Origin of the sequence: Photobacterium kagoshimensis (genome assembly GCF_050337045.1) — a bacterium.
GTDB lineage: Bacteria > Pseudomonadota > Gammaproteobacteria > Enterobacterales > Vibrionaceae > Photobacterium > Photobacterium kagoshimensis.
Genome location: NZ_JAKJSO010000026.1, coordinates 1 through 23,812 on the forward strand (window position 1 = coordinate 1; position 23,812 = coordinate 23,812).

Consider the following 23,812-nt stretch of genomic DNA (forward strand, 5'->3'; position numbering starts at 1 on the left):
AATGATCAAACTCTTCAATTTAAAGTTTTTGATGGCTCAATGAATACTGATTGAATATCGATAACTAGAAGCTAGTCATGATATTCGAATTGACTGTGCCAAATAATAAGTAAACTTGTTATTTGTATTGGTCACTCAGTTCATTGATGCCAAATTCATTCTTACTTAAAAAGTAACAATGAATAGTTTTGACTATTCATTTCACGAGTGCCCACACAGATTGCATGGTCAAATTGTTAAAGAACATACTGACTTATCGTTGCTGGCTAAGCGCCTTGCTCCGTGTCAGTGAGGTCGTATTATAGAGACTTCGATCACATTGGCAAGGGGGTTTTTAAGATAATTATGACATTTATGTTTAAGCGCTCAACTATCGACCAATAAGCCTTATTTTAGATATAATTCACACGACTTCAGCGCTATTCTTTTCACTCTTATCATCAAAACAGGCTACTTCTATGTCAGACTCTACGCGTACCTTTAGAGGAAAAGCGCCAAAATTAGGCCTTCATACCTATATAGATACTTCTGCCGTGATGATCGGTGAGATTTCACTTGGTAATGAATCCAGCATTTGGCCTTTGGTTGCCGCTCGTGGTGACGTGAATCATATTGTTATTGGTGATCGCTCTAATATACAAGATGGTTCTGTACTTCATGTCAGCCGTGCCACTAGTGATAACCCCAAAGGTCACCCCTTAATTATTGGCAACGATGTTACTGTCGGGCATAAAGCCATGCTACATGGTTGCCACATAGGAAATCGGGTCTTAGTAGGGATGGGATCTATTATTTTAGATGGGGCTATTATTGCTGATGACATCATCATTGGCGCAGGAAGTTTAGTACCACCAAGCAAGGTATTAGAAAGTGGCTTCCTTTATATAGGTAGCCCAATCAAAAAAGCACGCCCTTTAACGGATCAGGAACGTGGCTTCTTAGTTATCTCTGCTGACAATTATGTCCGCTTAAAAGATGAATACCTTCGAGAGGCTAGCCAATAAAGATAGAACCATCTTGCTCATAGTCTTCATCTTCAATGAGCGCTTCTGCTAATTCTTCAAGGTCAAAACGTAAATGTATAAAAGCAGCAACAATGTCGGCTTCACTGACCAATGAATTAGAGGTTCGTTGCTGTAACCAGCTAAGCGATACCCAACACTCAATCAATGCGCCCGCTTGCTGCGCAGGAAAGCTGATCGCTTGGCGCTCAGCATGCCAGGTTTGAATGTCGGCAAATAAAATATCTTGGTTCATGGTGTTCTCTATATCACTATTGTTGGAGTTGGATTCTCAGTTCACGCTGTACCTGTTTCGCACTAGGCCGTAAACCCCGCCACAACATAAAACTTTCTGCAGCTTGTCCCACTAGCATGCCAAGTCCATCAAGTGTACGCAGCGCGCCCAACTCGTTTGCCCATTGGTTAAAAGTGGTCGTTTTTGCACTGTAAACCATATCGTAGCAAGTCACTTGACTTGAAATCAGGCTCTTAGGTAAAGGTGGCAGTTGACCAGACAGCCCTGCAGAAGTCGAGTTGATAATGATGTCGGCTGTAAAGCCTTGAAGTTTATCGATCGCTTGCGAAGAAATATTACCGTGCGAAGAAAAAATATCAGCTAATTGTTGCGCCTTCGCTTCTGTACGATTGGTGACAACAAGTTCAGCTGGCTGCTGAGCCAATAAAGGCAGAATAACCCCACGCGCCGCCCCGCCCGCACCAACCAATAGGATACGCTTTCCTTGTAAAGCGACTTGATGCTGTAATAAGTCCTGTACTAAACCTTCACCATCGGTGTTGTCGCCGAGAATAATACCATCATCAAGCTTCTTCAGTGTGTTAACCGCCCCCGCTAATCGCGCACGTTCGGTTAGCTGTTGTGCATAGTGGAATGCATCTTCTTTGAATGGTGCCGTGATATTGCAACCACGGCCACCCTTGGCAAAAAAGCGATCAGCCGCCACAGTGAAACCACCTATCTCAGGTTGCTCGGCATGGTAAGACATATCTTGAGCTGTTTGGCGGGCAAATAAGGTATGAATGAAAGGCGATTTACTTTGAGCAATAGGGTTACCAAAAACAACGTACTGATCCATGTGGGCAGGCTTCCAATAAGTAAGGGTCGATAATTCGACCCTAACACTGCATCTGTTGAAGCTCAAACAGTTCGTTTACCACTGTCGTGGTTTTAAATACTCTTGATATAGCTTTGCTTCTGCTGAATTAGGCTCTGGTTGATAACAATATTCCCAACGCGCTAATGGTGGCATCGACATTAAAATGGATTCCGTACGGCCGCCACTTTGTAAACCAAACAAGGTGCCACGATCATACACCAAGTTAAATTCGACATAGCGACCTCGGCGGTACAACTGGAAATCTCGCTCACGCTCACCAAAGGGTAGGGCATGACGTTTATCAACTATCGGTAAGTACGCATTAATATAGCCGTTGCCGACCGCTTTCATATAAGCAAAGCTCTTTTCAAAGCCCCACTCATTCAGATCATCGAAAAATAAACCGCCAACACCACGCGTTTCATCTCGGTGAGGTAAATAAAAGTATTTATCACACCAGGCTTTATGTTCAGCATATACCTCATCGCCAAATGGTTGGCATAAGGTTTTTGCCGTGTCATGCCAATGCAGGCAGTCTTCATCAAAAGGATAAAATGGCGTTAAGTCAAAACCACCGCCAAACCACCAGACGGGTGCCTCTCCTTCCTTTTCTGCAATGAAAAAACGCACATTAGCGTGAGAAGTGGGTACATAAGGGTTGTTAGGGTGAACAACTAAAGAAACCCCCATGGCTTCAAAGCTACGACCCGCAAGTTCTGGCCGATGTGCTGTCGCAGAAGCGGGCATTTTAGTACCAAACACATGAGAGAAGTTGACACCAGCTTGTTCGAACACGGCACCGCCGCGCATCACACGGCTACGGCCACCACCACCTTGTTCACGCTGCCACTCGTCTTGTTCAAAAGTAGCCTGACCATCTTGCGCTTCAAGGGCATGACAAATACGATCTTGAAGATCGAGTAAAAAGGCTTTAACCGCAGCTTTATCGACTGTTTGCATGCTGACTATCCTTGGCGAAAAACATTACCTGTAAGTGCATCACGAATTTCAGACGGATTATCACGGCCACCTGTATCACCTTGTAAAATAGCAGGCAAACAGTGACCAAGCTGTAATTCGACTTCTGCAGCTGTACGACCAGGTTCTTGCCCCGACAAGTTTGCACTGGTTGAAGTGATAGGTTTGCCAAATTCACGACATAGTTGTTGTACCACCGGATGATCGGTTACCCGTACCGCAATCGTTGAAAATTGCCCCGTAAGGTAAGCGGGAACCGTTGCTTTTGTTGGCATCACCCAAGTCACAGGACCCGGCCATGTCGCTTGGATCTGCTGACGTTGAGCAAATGATAACTGGCTATCATCAATGTAAGGCAACAATTGGTCATAATCCGCAGCAATTAAGATCAAACCTTTTTCGATTGGACGTTGCTTAATCTCAAGCAATTTCATAACAGCTTGCTCATTGTCGGGATCACAGCCCACGCCAAAGACAGCTTCGGTTGGATAGGCGATAACCTCTCCCTGTTGCAGTGCGGTGATCACTTGCGCAAAATTTTCCACGTCACCCTCATTATTATTTAGCTGATTATCATTTAACTTTCTGTTTACTAGTTTACCTACTCTCGGCGAGCAACTCCATGATGGAATCACATGAGGTAAAACCACCGACGCAAACGTTTTCCTTATCGAAAAATCACCGTATAATGCGGCCAACACGTATTCTTAGCGACGTCTTAAGTGATCAACAGGAGATCGGAATGAAAGTTGGAATTATCATGGGTTCGAAATCTGACTGGCCAACCATGCAACATGCTGCTGAAATGCTTGACCGCTTCAATGTCCCTTATGAAACGAAAGTTGTTTCTGCTCACCGTACTCCTCAACTGCTAGCAGATTACGCGAATAGCGCTAAAGAGCGTGGGATTAAAGTGATCATAGCAGGTGCTGGCGGGGCCGCGCACCTACCAGGCATGGCGGCCGCATTTACCAGCCTACCCGTATTAGGGGTTCCTGTTCAATCTCGAGCACTAAAAGGCATGGATTCATTGCTCTCAATTGTCCAAATGCCAAAAGGTATCGCGGTAGGCACATTAGCAATTGGTGAAGCAGGCGCGGCAAACGCAGGGATTTTAGCGGCACAAATCATTGGCACGCACGATGAAGAGGTGATGGCTAAAGTGGAAGCATTCCGCAGTGAACAAACTGAAACCGTTCTTGCGAATCCAAATCCAGCTGAGGACTAATCACATGCACGTACTGGTTTTAGGCGCAGGTCAACTCGCACGTATGATGTCATTAGCGGGTGCACCACTGAATATAGAAATCTCAGCCTTTGATGTGGCAAGTGAAAATATTGTTCACCCGCTAACACAAGCAGTGATCGGCCAAGGCTTAGCCTCTGCTATTGCGCGCGCAGACGTTATTACAGCAGAATTTGAGCATATCCCGCACCATATTCTTGATGTCTGTGAACAAAGTGGAAAATTCCTGCCAACCACAGATGCAATTAAAGCCGGTGGTGATCGCCGTATCGAGAAAGCGTTGCTCGATAACGCAAAAGTACGCAATGCTAAATATTACGTTATCAATACCCGTGCTGATTTTGATGCTGCTGTTGAGCACGTAGGGCTGCCTATGGTACTAAAAAGTGCACTCGGTGGTTACGATGGTAAAGGGCAGTGGCGACTAAAAGATCTCGCGCAAATGGATACTATCTGGGCTGAGATGGCGCTATGCATTAATGCAACACCAACCCAAGCCATTGTTGCTGAAGAGTTTGTCCCGTTCAATCGTGAAGTATCACTGATTGGTGCGCGTGGCAAAGATGGTTCCGTTGCTGTCTACCCGCTCGCGGAAAATGTGCATACAGATGGGGTATTAAGTCTATCAACGGCAATTAATGAAGCAGCACTGCAAGCACAAGCCAAGCAGATGTTTACCGCTGTCGCTGATAGCCTTGATTATGTCGGCGTGTTAGCCCTTGAGTTTTTTGACCTAAATGGCGAGCTACTGGTTAATGAAATTGCCCCTCGCGTTCATAACTCGGGGCACTGGACGCAACAAGGTGCTGAAACATGCCAATTTGAAAACCATTTACGCGCAGTCTGTGGCTTGCCTTTGGGTAGCACAGCTTTGATCCGCCCAACAGCGATGATCAATATTTTAGGGGAAGACTCCTTACCAGAAAGCATCCTCGCTGAAGCTGGTTGCCATGTGCACTGGTACGGCAAAGAAAAACGAGCAGGCCGCAAGATGGGGCATATTAATGTGTGTGCCTCAACGCCAGACGCCTTAGTGGATGCATTACACGCTCTCAGCCAACAACTGGATAGCGACGCATTTCCAGCCCTCAAGCGCTAAAGTGTTTTTCTCGCCCTAAAACCACAAAAGCCAGCATAATGCTGGCTTTTGTTTCGATACTATCGAATAGCTTATTCGTTTTGCTCTGGCTCAACAGCATCCTGATACGCGTGGCACTTTCTATCAGCACACTGCAATTTAATCCCACTCGCCAACTTCTTCTCAATCAGCAAGCCATAGCCACAAGACTGACAGCTGCCACTCACTGGCTTATTATTCACAGCAAAGCGACATGTCGGATACTGGTCACAGGCAAAGAACATTTTGCCATAACGTGATTTACGCTCAAGCAAATGCCCTTTACCACAACTCGGGCAGGCGATATGGGTGTCTTCTGCTTTTTTCTCTAACGGTTCGATATGATGGCAGGTCGGGTAATTCAAACAACCGATGAACATGCCATAGCGACCTTGGCGTAATACCAACTCGTCGCTACACTCAGGACAAGGCTTGCCTAAATGCTTAACGATATGCCCATCATTTTGGTGAAGTGGCTGAATAAACTCACAGCTTGGGTATTGGCTACAGCCCAAAAATGGCCCTCGCTTACCAAAGCGCATGGTTAATTCACTGCCGCATTCAGGGCAAGCTTGGTGCTCCAACGCTTGTTCGTGAGCAGCAAAAAGTTCTTGGTCAATTCTACCTGACATGGTGATTTATACTGCCGTTAACTGATTAATGAATGTAGCCATCTTCCATGCCATACAGTAGCTCTTCCATCTGACTGTATGCACTTTCATTACCCGGTGCATTAAATAGCACCATCAGAATAATCCATTGAAGATCATCTAAGATAAATTCGTTGGTTTCGAGCTCCATGACGCGATCGATCACCATCTCGCGAGTATCAGCACTCAATACATGAATTTGCTCTAAATAAATTAAAAAGCCACGACAAGCGACATCAAGTCGAGCCATTTCTTGTGGGGTATAAATCCGAATCGATGTCACCGCACTGGTATTCATGTACGGATGTTGTTCCGTTTCTTGTAGCGCAGCCAGCTTTTCTAACCAAGAAAGCGCTTTGTAAATATCTTCTTGATGAAAGCCCGCTCGAAGTAGCTCATCGGATAGTTCTTCCTGATCAACCAACAGCTCAGCATCGCTGTGTATATAGGTTTCAAACAGGTACATTAAGATATCCATCATGACTTGCCCCTCCTCGTTTTGATATAGCCACCGGGTACTGAGGTAACAAACCCAAGTAATTCTAGCTCTACTAATTGCATCATTACTTCGTGTACGGGTTGTTCACTACGTTCAGCAACCACATCTACGGGTGTTGCTTCATTGCCTACGGTAGCCAACAAGGCTGGAAATGGCAATTGCTGATCTTCACCCTGTGGCAGAGTTTGGCTTAATTGACTATTTATTGCGCACTCTGTCAGTGCACCTACCTCCTCAAAGATATCGACCGGGGTTTCTACTAATTTAGCACCCGATTTTATTAATGCGTTACAGCCTCGACTTTCGGGGTGACGAATTGAACCAGGCAGAGCAAATACATCCCGTCCTTGCTCTACCGCGTAACGTGCCGTAATGAGTGAGCCACTCTTTTCGGCAGCTTCTATCACTAGTACGCCGACCGACAAGCCACTGATCACTCGGTTACGTCTTGGAAAGTTTTGCGGGCGTGGTTTTTCGTCTGGCCAAAACTCTGAAACCAATGCCCCTTGCTCTTTTATCTTAGCGGCTAAATCACGATGGCGGGCAGGGTAAACTTGCGATAACCCCGAACCGAGTACCGCAACCGTCGCGCCACCATGCTTTAATGCACCATTGTGTGCTTGACCATCAACGCCTAATGCCAATCCACTGGTTACCACATAATCAGCTGTCACTAACGCGCCAGCAAAATCATAAGCAGACTCACGCCCATCAATGCTGGCCGAACGACTGCCAACAATTGCCAATTGTGGCGCACTTAAATATTCCACTTGCCCGCACACAAACAACACAGGGGGCGGCGCGGCAATTTGTTTCAGTAGAGCAGGGTAGGCAGGAGAATCTAGCGTTAGAATAGTATTGTCGGCTTGCTCTGCCCACATTAGGCAGCGATCAATGCGGGCTTGATTAGGTTCACGAAACAGGGCTATCTGCGAGAGTGATAACCCCAATGAAGTTAGCTGCTCGGTCGACATGGTTCGTAGCTGTGTTGGTGTGCCGTGCTGCAATAAACGACTGGCCTTTACCCCTCCAATCTGAGGGATCGCGGTGAGTGCAAGCCAGTCTTCCAACTGATTCATTGTGTCAGTTGAGGCGATCGCGCCGACACACCAGCACTGAAAGGCTCGGTACTACGTAATACAACCGCGAGGCTAAATGCATCATAAGCGCGGATCACCATGACTTCACCAATCCCTCTAGGGGCTAACTGAAATTGCTTACCGACATACGGTGATTGTTTGTATTGATAGCTGCCCTTGCTGCCTTCAACCTCTGTCGCTGGATGATACAACTGCAAAACATGTCCTGCTTGTAATGCGTCTAAATGCCCTTTATCCAGCACCACCACTTCCGACGTGGCAATGTACGACTGCCCACCAATTGCCCCCATGACTTGAGCTGCAATATCCGTCGGAGGATTGGCCGGTGAAAAGTGTAAATCCGCACTCGCTCCAAGCGCAGGGGCGGGTAATAGCACATCATTAAGGTTTATTTCTTGGCGGTATGATTGCAATGCCAAAGTGCTGGTTTCATCTTGCTGAGCCAAGACAGTTAATTTCGCGACTTCCTTTAATACTGTGACGCTTTTGCTGCCTTGACGGCTATAAGTTTCAATCGGGCGGTATACCCACCACGCTTCCCCAACAGGTAGCAGGGTATCAGCCCAAACGACATCGCCAGCCGAAAGCTGTTTGCGCTGATCATCACTGCCCAATACGCGTGGTGCTTTCGCAAGTGCCTCATCAGATAACAAACGATGTTCAACTAAATATGGCAGCACTAAAGAGGACTGGAGTGTTGTGATCGGTGAACGCGTGACTTTAATCGTCGGTGATAGTTTAATGACCTTCGACGGCTTACGCTGCAAACGCGGCTGACCATCGACCCACACTAAATACAGCTTGTCACCAGGGTATATAAGGTGTGGATTTTCAATTTCAGGGTTCGCTTGCCATAATTTAGGCCATAGCCAAGGCGTTGCAAGGAAATGGTTTGAAATATCCCACAAAGTATCCCCTTTCTTAACGGTGTAAACATTCGGGATGTTTTCATTCAATACGAGGCTATTACTGTTGTTGCTCGCCAAGCTCGGCTGAATACATACCGCGACGGTAAGTACACATGAAAAAAGAAAAGAGAGGGGCTTCATGACGCTATCCTTGCACTACACAGATCCATATTCTGGTTAGCTGTTACTGTAGCTGTTTGTCTATAGATATCGCCCAGCGTGACAGTGGCAGAGGCCCAGTGTCTATCGCCATACTCTAACGAGCTATCGCTTTTCGGCTGACCTCACGCTTTCAATTTCGGCTTTGCAGCCGCACACATCAAGGTTGTTGAACTTGCCGAAAACTGTTTACTGAACTTTACAGCTAGCCTCTGATATTGAACATTCATCACCGATGCTGTTATTTGATCATTAAAATGACTAGAATTAGAACAAATTAATTTTTGGCACTGTTCATTTTTCGAGTACCTATGTCTTTATTGCAAGTATTAACATTCCCAGATGATCGCCTACGCACCGTAGCTAAGCCTGTTGAAGCTGTTACCCCAGAGATCCAAAAAATTGTCGATGACATGATTGAAACCATGTACGACGAAGAAGGTATCGGCCTTGCGGCTACGCAAGTTGATATTCATCAACAAATCGTAGTGATTGATATCTCTGAAGAACGCAATCAGCCTATGGTACTGATTAACCCAGAAATCACCGAAAAACGCGGTGAAGATGGCATCGAAGAGGGTTGTCTGTCTGTTCCAGGCGCACGGGCATTAGTGTCTCGTGCCGCTGAAGTATCAGTAAAAGCACTCGATCGTGATGGTAACCCATTCTCGTTTGAAGCTGATGACCTACTTGCGATTTGTGTTCAGCACGAACTCGACCACTTAGCGGGTAAACTTTTCGTCGATTACCTATCGCCACTGAAACGTAAGCGCATTCAAGACAAGCTAGCGAAAATCAAACGTTTCAACGAAAAGACCCAATAAGCCAAACCTTTAAGGACGCTACCTTGAGCAAACCTTTGAAAATCGTTTTTGCTGGTACGCCAGACTTCGCCGCCCGTCACTTGGCGGCGTTGTTGTCTTCACAGCATGAAGTTATTGCCGTTTACACTCAACCAGACCGTCCTGCCGGTCGTGGTAAAAAACTCACGGCGAGCCCAGTTAAAGCACTGGCACTTGAACATAGCATTCCCGTTTACCAACCCGAGAATTTCAAGTCAGAGGAAGCGAAACAAGCACTGACTGATCTTGATGCTGATTTGATGGTAGTAGTGGCATACGGCTTGTTATTACCCCAAGCAGTATTGGATACCCCGAAATTGGGCTGTATCAATGTTCATGGTTCAATTTTACCGCGCTGGCGTGGCGCTGCACCCATTCAACGTTCTATCTGGGCGGGCGATGCCGAAACCGGTGTCACCATCATGCAGATGGATATTGGCCTAGATACCGGTGACATGCTGAAAATTGCCACGCTGCCGATTGAGTCGACAGATACTAGCGCGACCATGTACAACAAACTGGCTGAACTGGGCCCCGATGCCTTAATTAACTGCCTGAGCGATATTGCAGCAGGCGATGCTGTGCCAGTGAAGCAAGATGATGAGCTGGCCAACTACGCGAAAAAGCTCAGCAAAGAAGAAGCTAAAATTGATTGGACCATGGATGCCGAAGCGATTGAACGATGCGTTCGTGCATTCAACCCATGGCCAATGAGCTACTTCACGGTCGCTGAGCAAAATATTAAAGTGTGGCGCAGCGCCGTTGAAGCCGATAACCAAGGCCAAGCAGCAGGTACTATCCTGTCAGCTGACAAGCACGGTATTGTGGTTGCAACCGGTAAAGGCGCATTACGCCTAATTGAACTACAACCTCCCGGTAAGAAAGCGATGCAAAGCCAAGATTTGCTGAACTCTCGCCGTGAATGGTTTGAACCCGGCACCGTTTTGTAATGCTAAAGCCAGTGCTTGCACTGGCTTTTCTTTTCTACTGCGCTAGAAAAAACGCAACATTATCGCTTAATGCCCCATGGTATTAAGGTTACAAAGAATTTCAGGAAAATCCGCATGAATGTAAGAGCCGCTGCAGCCAAAGTTATCTATCAGGTTGTTGATCAGGGCCAATCCCTTTCCAACGTACTCCCTGCTGCTCAACAAGATGTCAGAGAGCGAGACCAAGCGCTATTGCAGGAAATTTGTTATGGCGTACTACGCTGGCTTCCGCGTTTAGAGTCGATCACCAATCACCTGATGGACAAACCATTAAAAGGCAAACAACGGGTTTTCCACCATCTTATTCTCGTGGGTTTGTACCAATTGGGTCATATGCGTATCCCCGCGCATGCTGCTGTTGCCGAAACGGTTGATGCCACCAAAAACCTTAAAAAACCACAGCTTCGCGGTTTGATTAATGCCATTTTACGTAATTACCAGCGTCAGCAAGAAACGCTCGATGAGCAATCAATCAGCCATGATGCCGGTCGTTACGGCCACCCGAGCTGGTTACTAAAACTGCTTAAAAGTAGCTACCCAGAGCAACTGGAAGCGATTGTTGAAGCCAATAATACCAAAGCGCCAATGTGGCTGCGTGTCAACCGTCAGCACCACACCCGTGATGCATACCGCACCTTGCTAGACAATGAAGGGATTGCGACAGAATTGCACCCTCAGGCAGGCGATGCCCTACGCCTATTAAAACCATGCGATGTGACTCAACTACCGGGATTTGCCGAAGGTTGGGTATCGGTTCAAGATGCTGCGGCACAATTAGCGGTTGAATACTTACAGCCACAATCTGGCGAACTGATCCTTGATTGCTGCGCCGCACCTGGTGGTAAAACAGCCCACATCATGGAACGCCAACCCGATACCCAAGTAGTTGCGATTGACTGTGATGAACACCGTCTATCTCGAGTACACGAAAACCTTGAGCGCTTGAACCTTACCGCGCAAGTGCTATGCGCCGATGCGCGTTACCCAAGTGATTGGTGGCAAGGTGAAAAATTTGATCGCATTTTGCTAGATGCGCCTTGTTCAGCAACAGGGGTTATTCGCCGCCACCCAGACATCAAATGGCTACGCCGTGCAGACGATATTGCGGCATTAGCCGAGCTTCAAGCTGAAATTTTTGATGCTATGTGGCTACAGCTCAAGTCGGGCGGTACCTTAGTCTACGCAACGTGTTCAATCACACCGCAAGAAAACAGCGAACAAGTTAAAGCCTTCTTAGGTCGTACTGCTGATGCCACCTTAATGGATAGCGATCCGACCAATCCAGGCCGTCAAATCCTACCCGGCGAAGAGCAAATGGATGGCTTCTACTACGCAGTATTGAAGAAGCAATAAGTTACATTTAACGCTAAAACGATAACAATCAGGCTATTTCAATCTAGCCTGATTGTAAAATCGGAGTAAGCTACGTCGTATTAGAATCAGGCGCTAACGTGCCATCGTCCAATATTAGAGACATGTAATCAGGCGAATGCTATGAAGATAATCATCCTCGGAGCCGGTCAGGTCGGGGGCACACTCGCAGAAAACTTAGTGGGTGAGAACAACGATATCACCATCGTTGATAAAGACCCTGAGCGTCTGCGTGAGCTGCAAGATAAGTATGACCTACGTGTTGTACAAGGCTTTGCGAGTCACCCTAAAACCTTACGCGATGCAGGCGCACAAGATGCCGACATGCTGGTTGCCGTCACCAACTCAGACGAAACCAACATGATCGCCTGTCAGATTGCCTTCTCTTTATTTAACACGCCCAACCGTGTTGCACGTATTCGCTCACCTGAATACCTGAAAGAAAAAGAACAACTGTTCCAATCGGACGCCGTACCGGTCGATCACCTGATTGCACCAGAAGAACTGGTAACAGGTTATATTGAGCGTTTAATTGAGTACCCAGGCGCACTTCAAGTGGTGGGTTTTGCTGAAGATAAAGTCGGCCTGGTCGCGGTAAAAGCCTACTACGGGGGGCCACTGGTCGGTAATGCGTTATCCGCCCTGCGTGAGCACATGCCGCATGTTGATACCCGTGTTGCGGCTATTTTCCGTCAAGGCCGTCCTATTCGCCCACAAGGCACCACCATCATTGAAGCCGATGATGAAGTGTTCTTTGTCGCGGCAAGCAATCACATCCGCTCTGTTATGAGTGAATTGCAACGTCTTGAAAAGCCGTATAAGCGTTTGATGATTGTTGGTGGGGGTAATATTGGTGCAGGTTTAGCGCGTCGATTAGAACAAACCTACAGTGTGAAGCTGATTGAGCGCAATCCAGAACGTGCTGAAAACTTATCTGAAATGCTAGAGAACACAATCGTGTTTTGTGGCGATGCCTCTGATCAAGAACTTCTCAGCGAAGAGCACATCGAACAAATTGATGTCTTTATTGCCGTAACCAATGACGATGAAGCCAATATCATGTCGGCGATGCTTGCCAAACGCATGGGTGCCAAAAAAGTCATGGTACTTATTCAGCGTGGTGCTTACGTTGATTTAGTCCAAGGCGGCACAATTGATATTGCGATTTCACCACAACAAGCCACCATTTCAGCCTTGTTAACCCATGTGCGTAAAGCCGATATCGTTAATGTTTCATCGCTACGTCGTGGCGCAGCAGAAGCGATTGAGGCCATAGCACACGGTGATGCCAGCACATCCAAAGTGGTGGGGCGTGCCATCAGTGATATTAAGCTACCGCCGGGTACCACGATAGGTGCCATCGTGCGTGGCGAAGAAGTATTGATTGGCCACGACCGAACGGTTATTGAGCAAGACGATCACGTGGTGATGTTCTTGGTTGATAAGAAATACATCCCAGACGTTGAACGCCTGTTCCAACCAAGTCCGTTCTTCTTATAAAATATTATGGTTAATTACCGTCCTATCCTATTCGTGATTGGGTTGGTCTTATCAAAGATCGCCCTGTTCATGTACGTCCCTACTTTAGTGGCGTTTTTTACTGGCACCGGTGGCTTTATTGATTTTGCCACTGCGGTGATCATCACCCATGTTGTGGCATTTTTATGCCTCACTTTTGGCCGTACCAACGATTTTAAACTCGGGGTACGCGACATGTTCTTGATCACCACTTTGGTGTGGACCATTGCCAGTGCCTTTGCGGCACTGCCTTTTGTGTTCATCAACCATATCAGCTTTACCGATGCCTATTTCGAAACCATGTCAGGGATCACCACCACGGGTTCAACAGTACTCAGTGGCCTTGATGATATGGCGCCCAGTATTTTGCTATGGCGTTCCACCCTACAATGGCTCGGCGGCGTCGGCTTCATCGTCATGGGGGTGGCCATCTTGCCGATGCTCAATGTCGGGGGGATGCGGCTGTTCCAAACGGAATCATCAGATTGGTCAGATAAAAGCTCGCCACGAACCAAAAGTGTCGCCAAAAATATCGTCAATGTGTATTTGATCTTAACAGGTCTGTGTGTGGTCGGTTATATGTTGGCTGGCATGAATACTTTTGATGCCATTAACCATGCCTTCACCACACTCTCAACAGGGGGCTATTCCACCTCTGATGGTTCAATGAACCACTTCTCCAATGCAGCACATTGGGTTGCCATTATCTTTATGTTTGCCGGTGGTTTACCTTTCTTGCTGTTTGTACAGATGCTAAGAAAGAAAAGCGCGACCGCGTTATTTAACGATGCGCAAGTACGAGGCTTTACCCTGTTAGTGCTGACAACTGGGTTATTAGTGGCACTATGGCTCACGTTCGATAAAGATTACGCCTTTATTGATGCGTTTAGAGTCTCGCTGTTCAACATCATTTCGGTAGTCACCACCACAGGTTTTGGCCTCGATGACTTCACCAACTGGGGTCCTTTCCCTGCGATAGTGTTTGCTTTCATTATGTTGGTGGGCGGCTGTTCAGGCTCTACTGCGGGCGGGATCAAAATCTTTCGCTTCCAAGTCGCGTTTGCCTTATTACGTAAGCAAATGATGCAACTGATCCACCCTTCAGGTGTCTTTATCCAGCGCTATAACGGCCGCCCGGTTACCGACGGTATCGTCCGTTCAGTGGTGGCATTTGCCCTGACCTTCATCATCACAATTGTGGTGGTGGCCGCTATTCTAGGGATGTTGGGATTAGACCCAGTCACCAGTGTTACAGGGGCAGTTACAGCCGTTGCAAACGTAGGACCAGGAATGGGGAATATTATCGGGCCTACGGGTAATTTTGCGACCTTACCCGATGCGGCAAAATGGGTGCTGAGCTTAGGCATGTTAATGGGCCGTTTGGAGATATTGACAGTACTGGTGGTATTTTTCCCCGCTTTTTGGCGAGACTAATCCCACACCGTACCTGAGAATAACCAAGTTTCAGATACCAAAACGGCGCTCATCAGCGCCGTTTTTTATTGTTTGCTCAAACCTTCACGCAATCAAGTTGCCACTCATCAAATAGGCTTCACGTATAAATAGATCGCGAAGAAATGACAGATGGTGCCGCCTAAGACAAACAAATGCCAAATTGCATGATTGTACGGGATTCGCTTATTGACGTAGAACACCACACCTAGCGAGTAAATCACACCACCCAGCCCCAATAGCACTAAACCACCAGTCGCTAAAGAAAGCGACAATTGATATACCGCAATCAGAGCTAACCATCCCATCACTAAATAGGTGGCCAGAGATAGCTTTTTAAAACGGTATACGAAGACAATTTTAAGGGCGATACCCAGCAGTGCTAATCCCCAAATCACCGCCATCAATGTCATGGCAAGTGGGGTACGCAAAGTGATCAACAAAAAGGGGGTATAAGTGCCCGCGATCAATAAATAAATCGCACAGTGATCCAGCGTTTTAAGGACCCGCTTGGCTTTTTCGAGGGTGATCGCATGATACAAAGTCGACGCCAAATACAGCAATATCATACTACCGCCATAAACGCTTAAACTTGCAATACTCATGCTGTCAGCATTGAGGTTATTGGCCTGTACTAGCAATAAGGCTAACCCTACGATACCAAATAGCATGCCAAGGCCATGGCTCACACTGTTGGCAATCTCTTCCGCTACCGAATATTGTGGCCCGGCACTTTTGTTCATTGTTATCGCTCCTAATAGAGTTAAAGCTCAGCTTAGGAGCAGTATCGCATAACTTAGCGTACACTTGTACGCTGAAATTAAATTAATCGTTATTTTTACTGCCACCTCTTTCGCTCCCCCCCTGTCATTACAATTAGGTAGTCTCATCAAGGAAAGCCACGACTTGTTCACCCGCAGCTTCTGGCGAGCAATCTGCACTGATTTGTAGTTCACGCTTCAACTCACCACGACCAATAAAACTGGCCAACATGCCAGAGACACCTTTCAAGCGGCGATCCACTTCGAACCACAATTGCAACCCTTGCTCATCGCGATAAGCAACCACTTCCAATTCACGCCAGCGGCCATGGAATGGCCCAGAGACCGGCACAAATTCAAACTCTTGTACAAAAGGCAGGGCAAAACCGGTTGCCGCTTCGCACTCAACCTGACGGATACGTAACCCCACTTGCTCTAACGCGGTGAACACTCCATCCATTAACGGCTCAGGGCGAACTGTCAGGGTGTCTTTATCTTTCGGATCCACCGCCAAGGCAATATCTAACGAAGTATCAAGCCATACTTGGGCATCGCCAATCGTCACTGGAGTATTAAACGGCAGGTCGAGAGTAAAAGTAAATTGACGTTCCTCTTGCGCTTCAATCACAAAAGCTTCAGGCAAAGACCATTCAGCCAGCTTGCACGTTTGCGGTATTTTTTCTTTGCGCTGATCACTGTCTCCCCGCCCAGTTGTAACCTCATCAAGGTAGCGACAGCAAAGTGCCAAATGAATATTATCAATTTGCTGCTCGATCGCCCCGCCTTGTACGCGGATCTCGATGGGCAGAGGCTGACCTGGGATCAAAACATCCTGAGGTAGAATCGTATCAACTTTGGCGGCGCCAATACCGACGCTGGCGAGACTCTTACGAAATAAAGACATGCATCCTCCTTGCGCATTGCATCGATACGGGCAAAAAAGGAGCCGCTCTATCGATGATGCAGACGAATAATGAATAATCATCGGGCTAAAGATAAGTTATCTCTATCTTGTACAGCCCTCTAAAAAATCGCAAGTCTATTTAGTAAGTTACAATCTAAACAATAGTTCACGAGAGGTGATAAATACGGAGGGAGGGAGAGAAACAAAAGAACAGACAGAGAAAATACGGAGCGCTGTCATGAGTAACAAGGCTCCGTCTTAGCGATTATTTCAGTAGTTCTATGGTCGCTTGGCGAGCCGCATCAGGATCTCGCGCTAAAATACCATCAACCACTTTCTGATGAAGCTCTAACTTCAACATACGTTCACGGGTAATAATACGGAAATAGCTTTCAAACACCGCTTTGAACAAGTTACCAAACGGACTGATAAAATGATTACCCGAGGCAAAATAGATCAACTGATGAAAGCGGGTATCGATCGCAATCCAGCGCTCTTGCTCAAAGTGCTCACCTAACTTGTGCATCTCTTGAACCAAGCTCGCCAGCTCATCACGATCAGCATCACTCGCATTAAGCGCAGTACATGCTGCCGCTTCCGGTTCTAATGTTAATCGCACCCGTTGAAACTCTTCAACTAACTCACCCGAATCATCAAAATCGAGCCATGCCAATAAATCTTGATCCAGATAGTTCCAGTTACGTTTTGGCAATACACGGGTACCAATACGTGGACGCGGTAACACCATGCCTTTGGCCGCCAACATTTTAATCGCTTCACGTACTGCGGTTCGGCTAACCCCATACATTTCACCCAGCTCAACCTCACCCGGTAAGATATCACCAGGGGGTGTTTCACCTTTCAAGATGCGCTGACCAATTGATTCCGCTAACCGATACGACAGGTTTCGGCTCGTCACTAACCGTTGCTGATCTCGCTCCATTATTCCCCCTCAAAGGCTCTTTTTATAATAGTTGCCAATTTATTTTATCGCTGTTCAATATTGAGCAGCCTAATACGGCGCAATTAGACCACAAAGCCTGCATGGTGAAACGGCTTATCTTCACACTTGTATCAGATATCCGTTTTTTTGCGTTTTTTATGAGCCACTCTCAACCAACCCGACAGAATACATCGTTCATAATTTGCTCGACTCGCTAAAAGCTTGCTGGTATCCTAGCCACGTTTTCAGACGGTAAGTATCACGCTAAACACCACGGTGACGACATCCCCAATCACCACCGTACTAGCGTCATCTCATTTGTAATCTCTTTTTGGCCACGGATGTGCCTGATTAATAGGTAAAAACCATGCGCCCAATGACTTTCGCTCGCTCAAATACCCGTAGTCCATCTCTGTCTCGTACCACTTCGCATGCGCCACGCTTTAAAGCACGCACTGCACCACAAGTGTCTGCCGATGTTCACCAGATGCCAAGTCAAACTATCATTGCCACGAAAAAGGCCGATGATAAAGCGGCGTAAAAGCCAAGAGAGTACAAGACAGCAAACTTTGCTGTCTTTCTTTCAGAAACCATCTTGGTATACTTTCTCCATAATAAAAACATGACAATTTATTCAGCCTTCATTGTGGAGAAAAAATGAAAACCCACCGCGTTAACGAACTGATTGAACTGATCCACCCAGAGTGGAAAAAGAACCCAGAACTTAACCTGATCGAGTTCCTGCTAGAACTAGCGAAAGAAGCTAAGTTTGAAGGCAAGCTAGAAGATCTGACCGACGATGTTCTGATTTACCACCTTAAAATGCGTAACAGCGATCAAAAAGAGATGATCCCAGGCCTCGCGAAAGACTGTGAGAATGATTTCAAAACCGCCATTTTACGTGCGCGTGGCATCATTGAATAATTCACAATAGCCCTCCATCTTCGCAAGTTAACATTGGGTGAGCACTCTTGGTTTCTTCACTGTTCACCTGATGTTTTTCTCCTCACTTTCCTTCTGTTATAGCCTAAAAACGCTTGTTCTGTACCGATTACAGAAATTATGACCGTGCTAGAGTAATCCGCAAACCGACTGTTATATAATCAGTTGATAACATACGCGTATCATTTATAGCGATCAGGCAACGTATCTGATCAAACGGCACACCTTCGCGTGGGCCCCAAGGAAAGTAATGCCATGAGCCAAGAGAAAATCAAGATTAAGGATGTCACCCCGCAGCAGTTTAACCCTAAGACCCACAAAGGTAACGCCGACCGTTTTAATCCCAGCAATCGTATCTATGTGCGTGCAGTAAAAGGGATTTACCAACAATTACGCCAGCGAATGGGCTGGGTATTGATGGTGTTGTTTATGGGGATACCCTGGATCCCCTACGGGGAGCGCCAAGCCATATTGCTCGATATCGGCCAACAACAATTTCACTTCTTTGGCACCACGTTGTGGCCACAGGATCTGACCTTATTAGCCACCGTTTTCATGATTGCGGCCTTCGCCTTATTCTTTATCACCACCTTTTTAGGCCGAGTCTGGTGTGGCTACTTTTGCCCACAAACCGTATGGACCTTTATTTATATTTGGTTTGAAGAAAAGCTTGAGGGAGCAGCCAACAAGCGTCGTAAGCAAGATGGCATGAAACTTACGCCTAAACTGCTATTTAGAAAAACGCTCAAGCACCTCGCTTGGATTGGCGTCGCCTTATTAACCGGCCTAACCTTTGTTGGTTACTTCGTTCCTATTACATCACTGTTTATCGATTTCTTTACCTTCAGCACCAGCTTTTCTGCTGGCTTTTGGGTGCTGTTTTTTGCTGGTTGTACTTATGCGAACGCGGGCTGGATGCGCTCGATTGTCTGTATCCACATGTGCCCTTACGCGCGCTTTCAATCAGCGATGTTTGATAAAGACACCTACATTGTTGGCTACAATACCGATCGCGGCGAAGCCCGTGGCCCTCGCTCACGCAAAAAAGATCCACAAGCATTGGGACTCGGCGACTGCATTGATTGCAACCTGTGTGTCCAAGTGTGCCCAACCGGGATCGATATTCGAGATGGCCTGCAATATGAATGTATAAACTGTGGCGCCTGCGTCGACGCCTGCGATGCAACTATGGATCGCATGGGGTATGAAACACGCTTAATCAGCTACACCACAGAACATAAATTAGCAGGGAAACACACCAAGGTGATGCGTCCTAAGCTGATCGGCTATGGGGCTGTCATGATCGCCATGATAGGGCTGTTTTTCGTTTTACTCGCCAGTGTGAATCCGATGGGATTGGATGTGATTCGCGATCGTAGCCAGCTGTTCAAAGAAAACAACGATGGCCTAGTCGAAAACACATACACCTTAAAAATTCTCAATAAAACCCAACAAGCGCGGACTTACCAGCTCTCGGTTAGCGGGTTAGAAGGCGTAGAATGGTACGGTGCCCAAACGGTCAATGTGGCAGCAGGTGAAATTTATACCTTGCCGATCAGCCTTGGGGTCGACCCATATGATCTGACTACACCGATTGCTGATATCACCTTCATTATGCAAGACACCGCTAGCGATGCGGGGGATCCATTACACACGGAAAGTCGCTTTATCGGCGAGCTACGTTAACGTCTGAAAAGATAGTCACTCAGCAACGTCGCTATTTTTAGCACACCGCTTTAGCCAGCCTCAGAAAAGGACCAGCACAGGTCCTTTTTTGATCTAGTGGTATACTCTTTCCCATTCATTCGGCTGTGGACACCTCCATGACACAACAAAGCTTTAGTTTTTCTGATCTCACCCCTGATTTATTGCTTGATGCCTTAGACAGTACAGGCATTCGTGCAGAGTCAGGCTTGTTAGCACTCAATAGCTATGAAAACCGGGTTTATCAATTTCAAGCAGAAGATCGCTCACGCTATGTCGTCAAGTTCTACCGTCCTCAGCGCTGGACCAACGAACAAATCCAAGAAGAGCACGATTTCAGCCATGAACTGGTTGAGCAAGAAATCCCCATTGCAGCCCCCATCAAGATCGATGGTGAAAGCCTGCTGCATTATCAAGGCCATCGCTTTGCCTTATTCCCAAGTGTTGGCGGGCGTCAATTTGAAGTCGATAATTTTGACCAACTCGAAGGGGTAGGCCGCTTTCTTGGCCGTATTCACCAAGCCAGCCAAGGCTCATCTTTCAAACACCGTCCAACCATAGGGTTAGACGAATATTTGCATCAACCGCGCCAGATCCTCGAAAACGCAGACTTCATTCCCGATCACCTCAAAAATGTCTTCTTTGCTGATCTTGATACCTTAATTGGCGAACTCACTCAGCAGTGGCATACCCATTGGCAACCCCTGCGTTTACACGGTGATTGTCACCCAGGTAATATTTTATGGCGTGATGGCCCGATGTTTGTCGACCTCGACGATGCCCGTAACGGCCCTGCCATTCAAGATTTATGGATGCTGTTAAATGGCGATCGCCATGACCAACTCGCACAGCTTGATACCATTCTTGAGGGGTATAATGAGTTTGCTGATTTTAATCATAATCAGCTGCAACTAATTGAGCCTTTACGCGGTCTTAGAATGGTGCATTATATGTCTTGGCTTGCTAAGCGTTGGCAAGATCCTGCATTCCCAAGGGCGTTTCCTTGGTTTGCAGACAATAAGTACTGGGAAGGCCAAGTGCTCGCATTTAAAGAACAAATCGCAGCACTGCATGAGCCCCCGCTACAGCTAATGCCGCAATGGTAGCCAAAGGTTAGTAACACAAAACACTGTGACAACAATCAATAATGACAAGGGATTGATCCCGACATAATCGTACTGCAACAGCATCACCAGTCAGTACCACAAATAGACCAAATAGGGAGACTTCATGCGTATAATGAAGACAATTTTAGCGATTGCCAGTGCCACACTGCTATCGTTTTCCGTACAAGCAGCCAAATTTACCGAAGGGGATTACTACAAGGTATTGGACTTACCTAAGTCTTCCACACCCATAGTGACCGAGTTCTTTTCATTCTTCTGTCCACACTGTAATAGCTTTGAGCCGATGATCCAGCAGCTCAAAAAGACCCTGCCAGAAAACACCAAATTCCAAAAGAATCACGTTTCCTTCATGGGTGGCCCTATGGGCAAATCATTGAGCAAAGCCTACGCGACGTCTATCACCTTGGGCATTGATGATAAAATGACCCCAGTGCTATTTAACCGTATCCACGGCATGCAAAAAGCCCCACGCAGCGATGCTGAACTACGCCAAATCTTTTTAGATGAAGGTGTAAAAGCGGAAGACTACGATGGCGCTTTCAATAGCTTTGCCGTGAACTCCATGGTTAACCGTTACAACAAAGCTTTCCAAGATAGTGGCCTAACCGGTGTTCCTGCGGTTGTGGTAAACAACAAATACCTAGTACAAACCGGTGAAATTGAATCGGCTGAAGAGTATTTTGAGTTGGTCAATTTCTTGCTTAAAAAATAAGAAGTAACAGCAACCAAATATCTAGAAAGGGCGCCTGCGCCCTTTCTTTATTTTTAATGACCCACTTTGAATCATACAACTTGCGCACTTAACTGCTTCAACAACCGATCCATCGCCCGATAACCCAGCGCCTCTGCTAAATGACTACGCGAAATCTGACTCTCTCCCGCTAAATCAGCAATGGTACGCGCCACTTTAATGATCCTATGATAAGCACGAATGGATAACCCCAATTGATGAAGGGCGGTTTCGAGAAAGGTCGCATCCGCTTTTGTCAGGCCACAGTATCGGTCTAATTCTCGGGTCGACAGCAGGGCGTTCACTTTATCCGAACGTTCAACCATCAACCGCCTCGCTTGCAATACCCGATCTTGGATCACCGCTGTCGGCTCTCCTCGATCGCCCCCTTCAGCCAGCGTACCGCGCGGTAACAACGGGATCTCAATCGACATATCAAAACGATCCAACAACGGCCCTGATAAACGACTTAAATAACGTAAAATCGCCTGTGGATTGGTCCGTGATTGATTCCCTTCGTAATAACCGGTTGGGCTGGGGTTTAACGCCCCAATAAGCTGAAAGCGGGCAGGGAAGGTCGCTTTGCTGGTGGCACGAGAAATCACAATCTCCCCAGATTCAAGCGGTTCGCGTAATGAATCCAGCACTTTGCGTTCAAACTCAGGCATCTCATCTAAGAAAAGTAAGCCATTGTGGGCCAGTGATATTTCACCAGGCCGAGGGACAGAGCCGCCGCCCACCAACGCCGCCATGGAGCTGGAGTGGTGCGGGGTTCGAAAAGGGCGTTGACGCCAATTGCCTTGGTGCAAGCTTTGCTGAGTTAACGATGTAACCGCAGCCGTTTCTAATGCCTCAGGGATCGACATCGGCGGTAACAAATCACACAGCCGAGAAGCCAGCATAGTTTTACCTGTGCCTGGTGGACCAAGAAATAACACATTATGGCCACCCGCCGCCGCAATTTCTAACGCCCGCTTACCTTGTTGCTGACCAATAATATCCTGCATATCTCGCAGGTGCTCGGTCGTACTCACAGGCATGTCATCGGTAGTACGCTGAAATAATGTAAGAGGCTGTTGATCGCATAAATAGCCACATACCGCTAACAGATCCGCCGCCGATTTATGCTCTGAGCCCTCCACCAGCCCAACTTGATCGCCGTTATTGTCTGGCACCACTAAGCAACGATTACGCTGTTTAGCCGCCAGTGCCGCAGGCAGTGCTCCCTTCACCGCGCGAAGTTGGCCAGATAACGCCAACTCCCCTAAAAACTCATGATTTGGCAGCTTAGTTGTCGGTATCTGTCCCGATGCTGCCAAAATGCCTAATGCGATAGGCAAATCAAAGCGGCCCCCTTCTTTGGGTAAATCCGCGGGAGCTAGGTTGACCGTAATACGACGAGAAGGGAATTCAAAGTTGGCATTTACAATCGCACTGCGCACCCGATCGCGGGCCTCTTTCACGGTTGTTTCAGGTAGCCCCACCAAGGTTAACGCAGGCATACCATTGCTAATATGTACTTCTACGGTAACAGGCGGTGCATTTACCCCAACACACGCGCGGCTATGAACAATGGCCAAAGTCATAATTTAATCACCCTGATGATGGTTTACACCAATAAGTTAATGAAAGTTATCAATTTCGTTTCATGCTTAGCCTATATATGCAGTGGAAATGAAAACAAATCCTGAGTTTTTTCTTGTCATGCGACTCATGTCTGTGTTACCACTTAGGAAGCGCAACAAATAAACAAATT

Annotated in this window: 25 protein-coding genes; 13 read left to right on the forward strand and 12 right to left on the reverse strand. The window is 47.0% G+C overall.

Annotation, left to right across the window (positions count from 1 at the left end; translation table 11 throughout):
* The first annotated feature begins 458 nt into the window (after positions 1–458).
* On the forward strand, positions 459–1,004 hold the full coding sequence (locus L4C35_RS20760; RefSeq protein WP_428464688.1) for a gamma carbonic anhydrase family protein: 546 nt from the start codon (positions 459–461) through the stop codon (positions 1,002–1,004).
* Here the strand turns inward: L4C35_RS20760 and L4C35_RS20765 are convergent.
* From L4C35_RS20765 to tsaC, 4 genes are all read right to left on the reverse strand, one after another.
* The gene (locus tag L4C35_RS20765; protein ID WP_428464689.1) at positions 994–1,257 is read right to left on the reverse strand and encodes a DUF1488 family protein; all 264 of its coding nucleotides are present in this window, start codon (positions 1,255–1,257) and stop codon (positions 994–996) included. The two genes, L4C35_RS20760 and L4C35_RS20765, sit on opposite strands and share 11 nt — an antisense overlap.
* 16 nt (positions 1,258–1,273) lie before the next feature.
* Positions 1,274–2,095 carry a shikimate dehydrogenase gene (gene aroE, locus L4C35_RS20770; protein ID WP_428464690.1) on the reverse strand — a complete coding sequence of 274 codons (822 nt, stop codon included), beginning with the start codon at positions 2,093–2,095 and terminating at the stop codon, positions 1,274–1,276.
* A gap of 75 nt (positions 2,096–2,170) precedes the next feature.
* On the reverse strand, positions 2,171–3,076 hold the full coding sequence (gene hemF / locus L4C35_RS20775; RefSeq protein WP_428464691.1) for an oxygen-dependent coproporphyrinogen oxidase: 906 nt from the start codon (positions 3,074–3,076) through the stop codon (positions 2,171–2,173).
* A 5-nt stretch (positions 3,077–3,081) separates the two neighbouring features.
* Positions 3,082–3,639, reverse strand: coding sequence for an L-threonylcarbamoyladenylate synthase type 1 TsaC (gene tsaC / locus L4C35_RS20780; RefSeq protein WP_428464692.1), 558 nt, complete (start codon positions 3,637–3,639; stop codon positions 3,082–3,084).
* Positions 3,640–3,836: 197 nt separating this feature from the next.
* Here tsaC and purE point away from each other — a divergent pair, with 197 nt between their 5' ends.
* Both purE and L4C35_RS20790 read left to right on the forward strand, forming a co-directional pair.
* Positions 3,837–4,322, forward strand: coding sequence for a 5-(carboxyamino)imidazole ribonucleotide mutase (purE, locus tag L4C35_RS20785; protein ID WP_094958741.1), 486 nt, complete (start codon positions 3,837–3,839; stop codon positions 4,320–4,322).
* Between the two features lie 4 nt (positions 4,323–4,326).
* Positions 4,327–5,439 (forward strand): 5-(carboxyamino)imidazole ribonucleotide synthase, encoded by a 1,113-nt coding sequence (locus tag L4C35_RS20790; protein WP_428464693.1) that lies wholly within the window; start codon positions 4,327–4,329, stop codon positions 5,437–5,439.
* 71 nt (positions 5,440–5,510) lie between these two features.
* On the opposite strand, the gene L4C35_RS20795 is transcribed toward L4C35_RS20790, so the two are convergent.
* From L4C35_RS20795 to L4C35_RS20810, 4 genes are read right to left on the reverse strand one after another with little or no spacing between them, the layout of a single operon-like run.
* Positions 5,511–6,089, reverse strand: a complete 579-nt coding sequence (locus tag L4C35_RS20795; protein WP_428464694.1) for a DNA topoisomerase family protein — start codon at positions 6,087–6,089, stop codon at positions 5,511–5,513.
* A 25-nt stretch (positions 6,090–6,114) separates the two neighbouring features.
* Positions 6,115–6,588: a DUF494 family protein gene (locus L4C35_RS20800; protein ID WP_428464695.1), complete on the reverse strand. Its 474-nt coding sequence runs from the start codon at positions 6,586–6,588 to the stop codon at positions 6,115–6,117.
* Positions 6,585–7,685 carry a DNA-processing protein DprA gene (gene dprA / locus L4C35_RS20805; RefSeq protein ID WP_428464696.1) on the reverse strand — a complete coding sequence of 367 codons (1,101 nt, stop codon included), beginning with the start codon at positions 7,683–7,685 and terminating at the stop codon, positions 6,585–6,587. The genes L4C35_RS20800 and dprA overlap by 4 nt, the downstream gene beginning before the upstream one ends.
* A complete protein-coding gene (locus L4C35_RS20810) occupies positions 7,682–8,755 on the reverse strand; it encodes a LysM peptidoglycan-binding domain-containing protein (RefSeq protein WP_428464697.1) in 1,074 nt (357 codons plus the stop codon). The genes dprA and L4C35_RS20810 overlap by 4 nt, the downstream gene beginning before the upstream one ends.
* Positions 8,756–9,084: 329 nt before the next feature.
* Between L4C35_RS20810 and def the strand changes: the two genes are divergently transcribed.
* From def to L4C35_RS20835, 5 genes are all read left to right on the forward strand, one after another.
* A complete protein-coding gene (gene def / locus L4C35_RS20815; RefSeq protein ID WP_428464698.1) occupies positions 9,085–9,597 on the forward strand; it encodes a peptide deformylase in 513 nt (170 codons plus the stop codon).
* Positions 9,598–9,620: 23 nt separating this feature from the next.
* Positions 9,621–10,565, forward strand: a complete 945-nt coding sequence (fmt, locus tag L4C35_RS20820) for a methionyl-tRNA formyltransferase (RefSeq protein ID WP_428464699.1) — start codon at positions 9,621–9,623, stop codon at positions 10,563–10,565.
* Positions 10,566–10,679: 114 nt separating this feature from the next.
* Positions 10,680–11,957, forward strand: coding sequence for a 16S rRNA (cytosine(967)-C(5))-methyltransferase RsmB (rsmB, locus tag L4C35_RS20825; RefSeq protein ID WP_428464700.1), 1,278 nt, complete (start codon positions 10,680–10,682; stop codon positions 11,955–11,957).
* Positions 11,958–12,068: 111 nt separating this feature from the next.
* Complete coding sequence (gene trkA, locus L4C35_RS20830; RefSeq protein WP_428464751.1) at positions 12,069–13,475, forward strand: Trk system potassium transporter TrkA; 1,407 nt, start codon at positions 12,069–12,071, stop codon at positions 13,473–13,475.
* A gap of 6 nt (positions 13,476–13,481) precedes the next feature.
* On the forward strand, positions 13,482–14,927 hold the full coding sequence (locus L4C35_RS20835) for a TrkH family potassium uptake protein (protein WP_428464701.1): 1,446 nt from the start codon (positions 13,482–13,484) through the stop codon (positions 14,925–14,927).
* Between the two features lie 107 nt (positions 14,928–15,034).
* Here the strand turns inward: L4C35_RS20835 and trhA are convergent, their stop codons facing one another.
* The 3 genes from trhA to L4C35_RS20850 form a co-directional block, all read right to left on the reverse strand.
* Positions 15,035–15,688, reverse strand: coding sequence for a PAQR family membrane homeostasis protein TrhA (trhA, locus tag L4C35_RS20840; RefSeq protein WP_428464702.1), 654 nt, complete (start codon positions 15,686–15,688; stop codon positions 15,035–15,037).
* A 133-nt stretch (positions 15,689–15,821) separates the two neighbouring features.
* A complete protein-coding gene (locus L4C35_RS20845; protein WP_428464703.1) occupies positions 15,822–16,610 on the reverse strand; it encodes a sporulation protein in 789 nt (262 codons plus the stop codon).
* Positions 16,611–16,875: 265 nt separating this feature from the next.
* A complete protein-coding gene (locus L4C35_RS20850; protein ID WP_428464704.1) occupies positions 16,876–17,553 on the reverse strand; it encodes a FadR/GntR family transcriptional regulator in 678 nt (225 codons plus the stop codon).
* A 367-nt stretch (positions 17,554–17,920) separates the two neighbouring features.
* On the opposite strand from L4C35_RS20850, the gene L4C35_RS20855 reads away from it, so the two are divergent.
* From L4C35_RS20855 to L4C35_RS20875, 5 genes are all read left to right on the forward strand, one after another.
* Entirely contained in the window at positions 17,921–18,094 is a 174-nt protein-coding gene (locus tag L4C35_RS20855) for a hypothetical protein (RefSeq protein ID WP_428464705.1), read from the forward strand.
* Positions 18,095–18,210: 116 nt separating this feature from the next.
* On the forward strand, positions 18,211–18,477 hold the full coding sequence (locus L4C35_RS20860) for a YihD family protein (protein WP_428464706.1): 267 nt from the start codon (positions 18,211–18,213) through the stop codon (positions 18,475–18,477).
* A gap of 273 nt (positions 18,478–18,750) precedes the next feature.
* Entirely contained in the window at positions 18,751–20,181 is a 1,431-nt protein-coding gene (ccoG, locus tag L4C35_RS20865; protein WP_428464707.1) for a cytochrome c oxidase accessory protein CcoG, read from the forward strand.
* Between the two features lie 137 nt (positions 20,182–20,318).
* Positions 20,319–21,305 (forward strand): serine/threonine protein kinase, encoded by a 987-nt coding sequence (locus L4C35_RS20870; protein WP_428464708.1) that lies wholly within the window; start codon positions 20,319–20,321, stop codon positions 21,303–21,305.
* Between the two features lie 133 nt (positions 21,306–21,438).
* Positions 21,439–22,038, forward strand: coding sequence for a DsbA family protein (locus tag L4C35_RS20875; RefSeq protein WP_428464752.1), 600 nt, complete (start codon positions 21,439–21,441; stop codon positions 22,036–22,038).
* Positions 22,039–22,109: 71 nt separating this feature from the next.
* Here the strand turns inward: L4C35_RS20875 and L4C35_RS20880 are convergent, their stop codons facing one another.
* Complete coding sequence (locus L4C35_RS20880; protein ID WP_428464709.1) at positions 22,110–23,642, reverse strand: YifB family Mg chelatase-like AAA ATPase; 1,533 nt, start codon at positions 23,640–23,642, stop codon at positions 22,110–22,112.
* Positions 23,643–23,812: the final 170 nt, after the last annotated feature.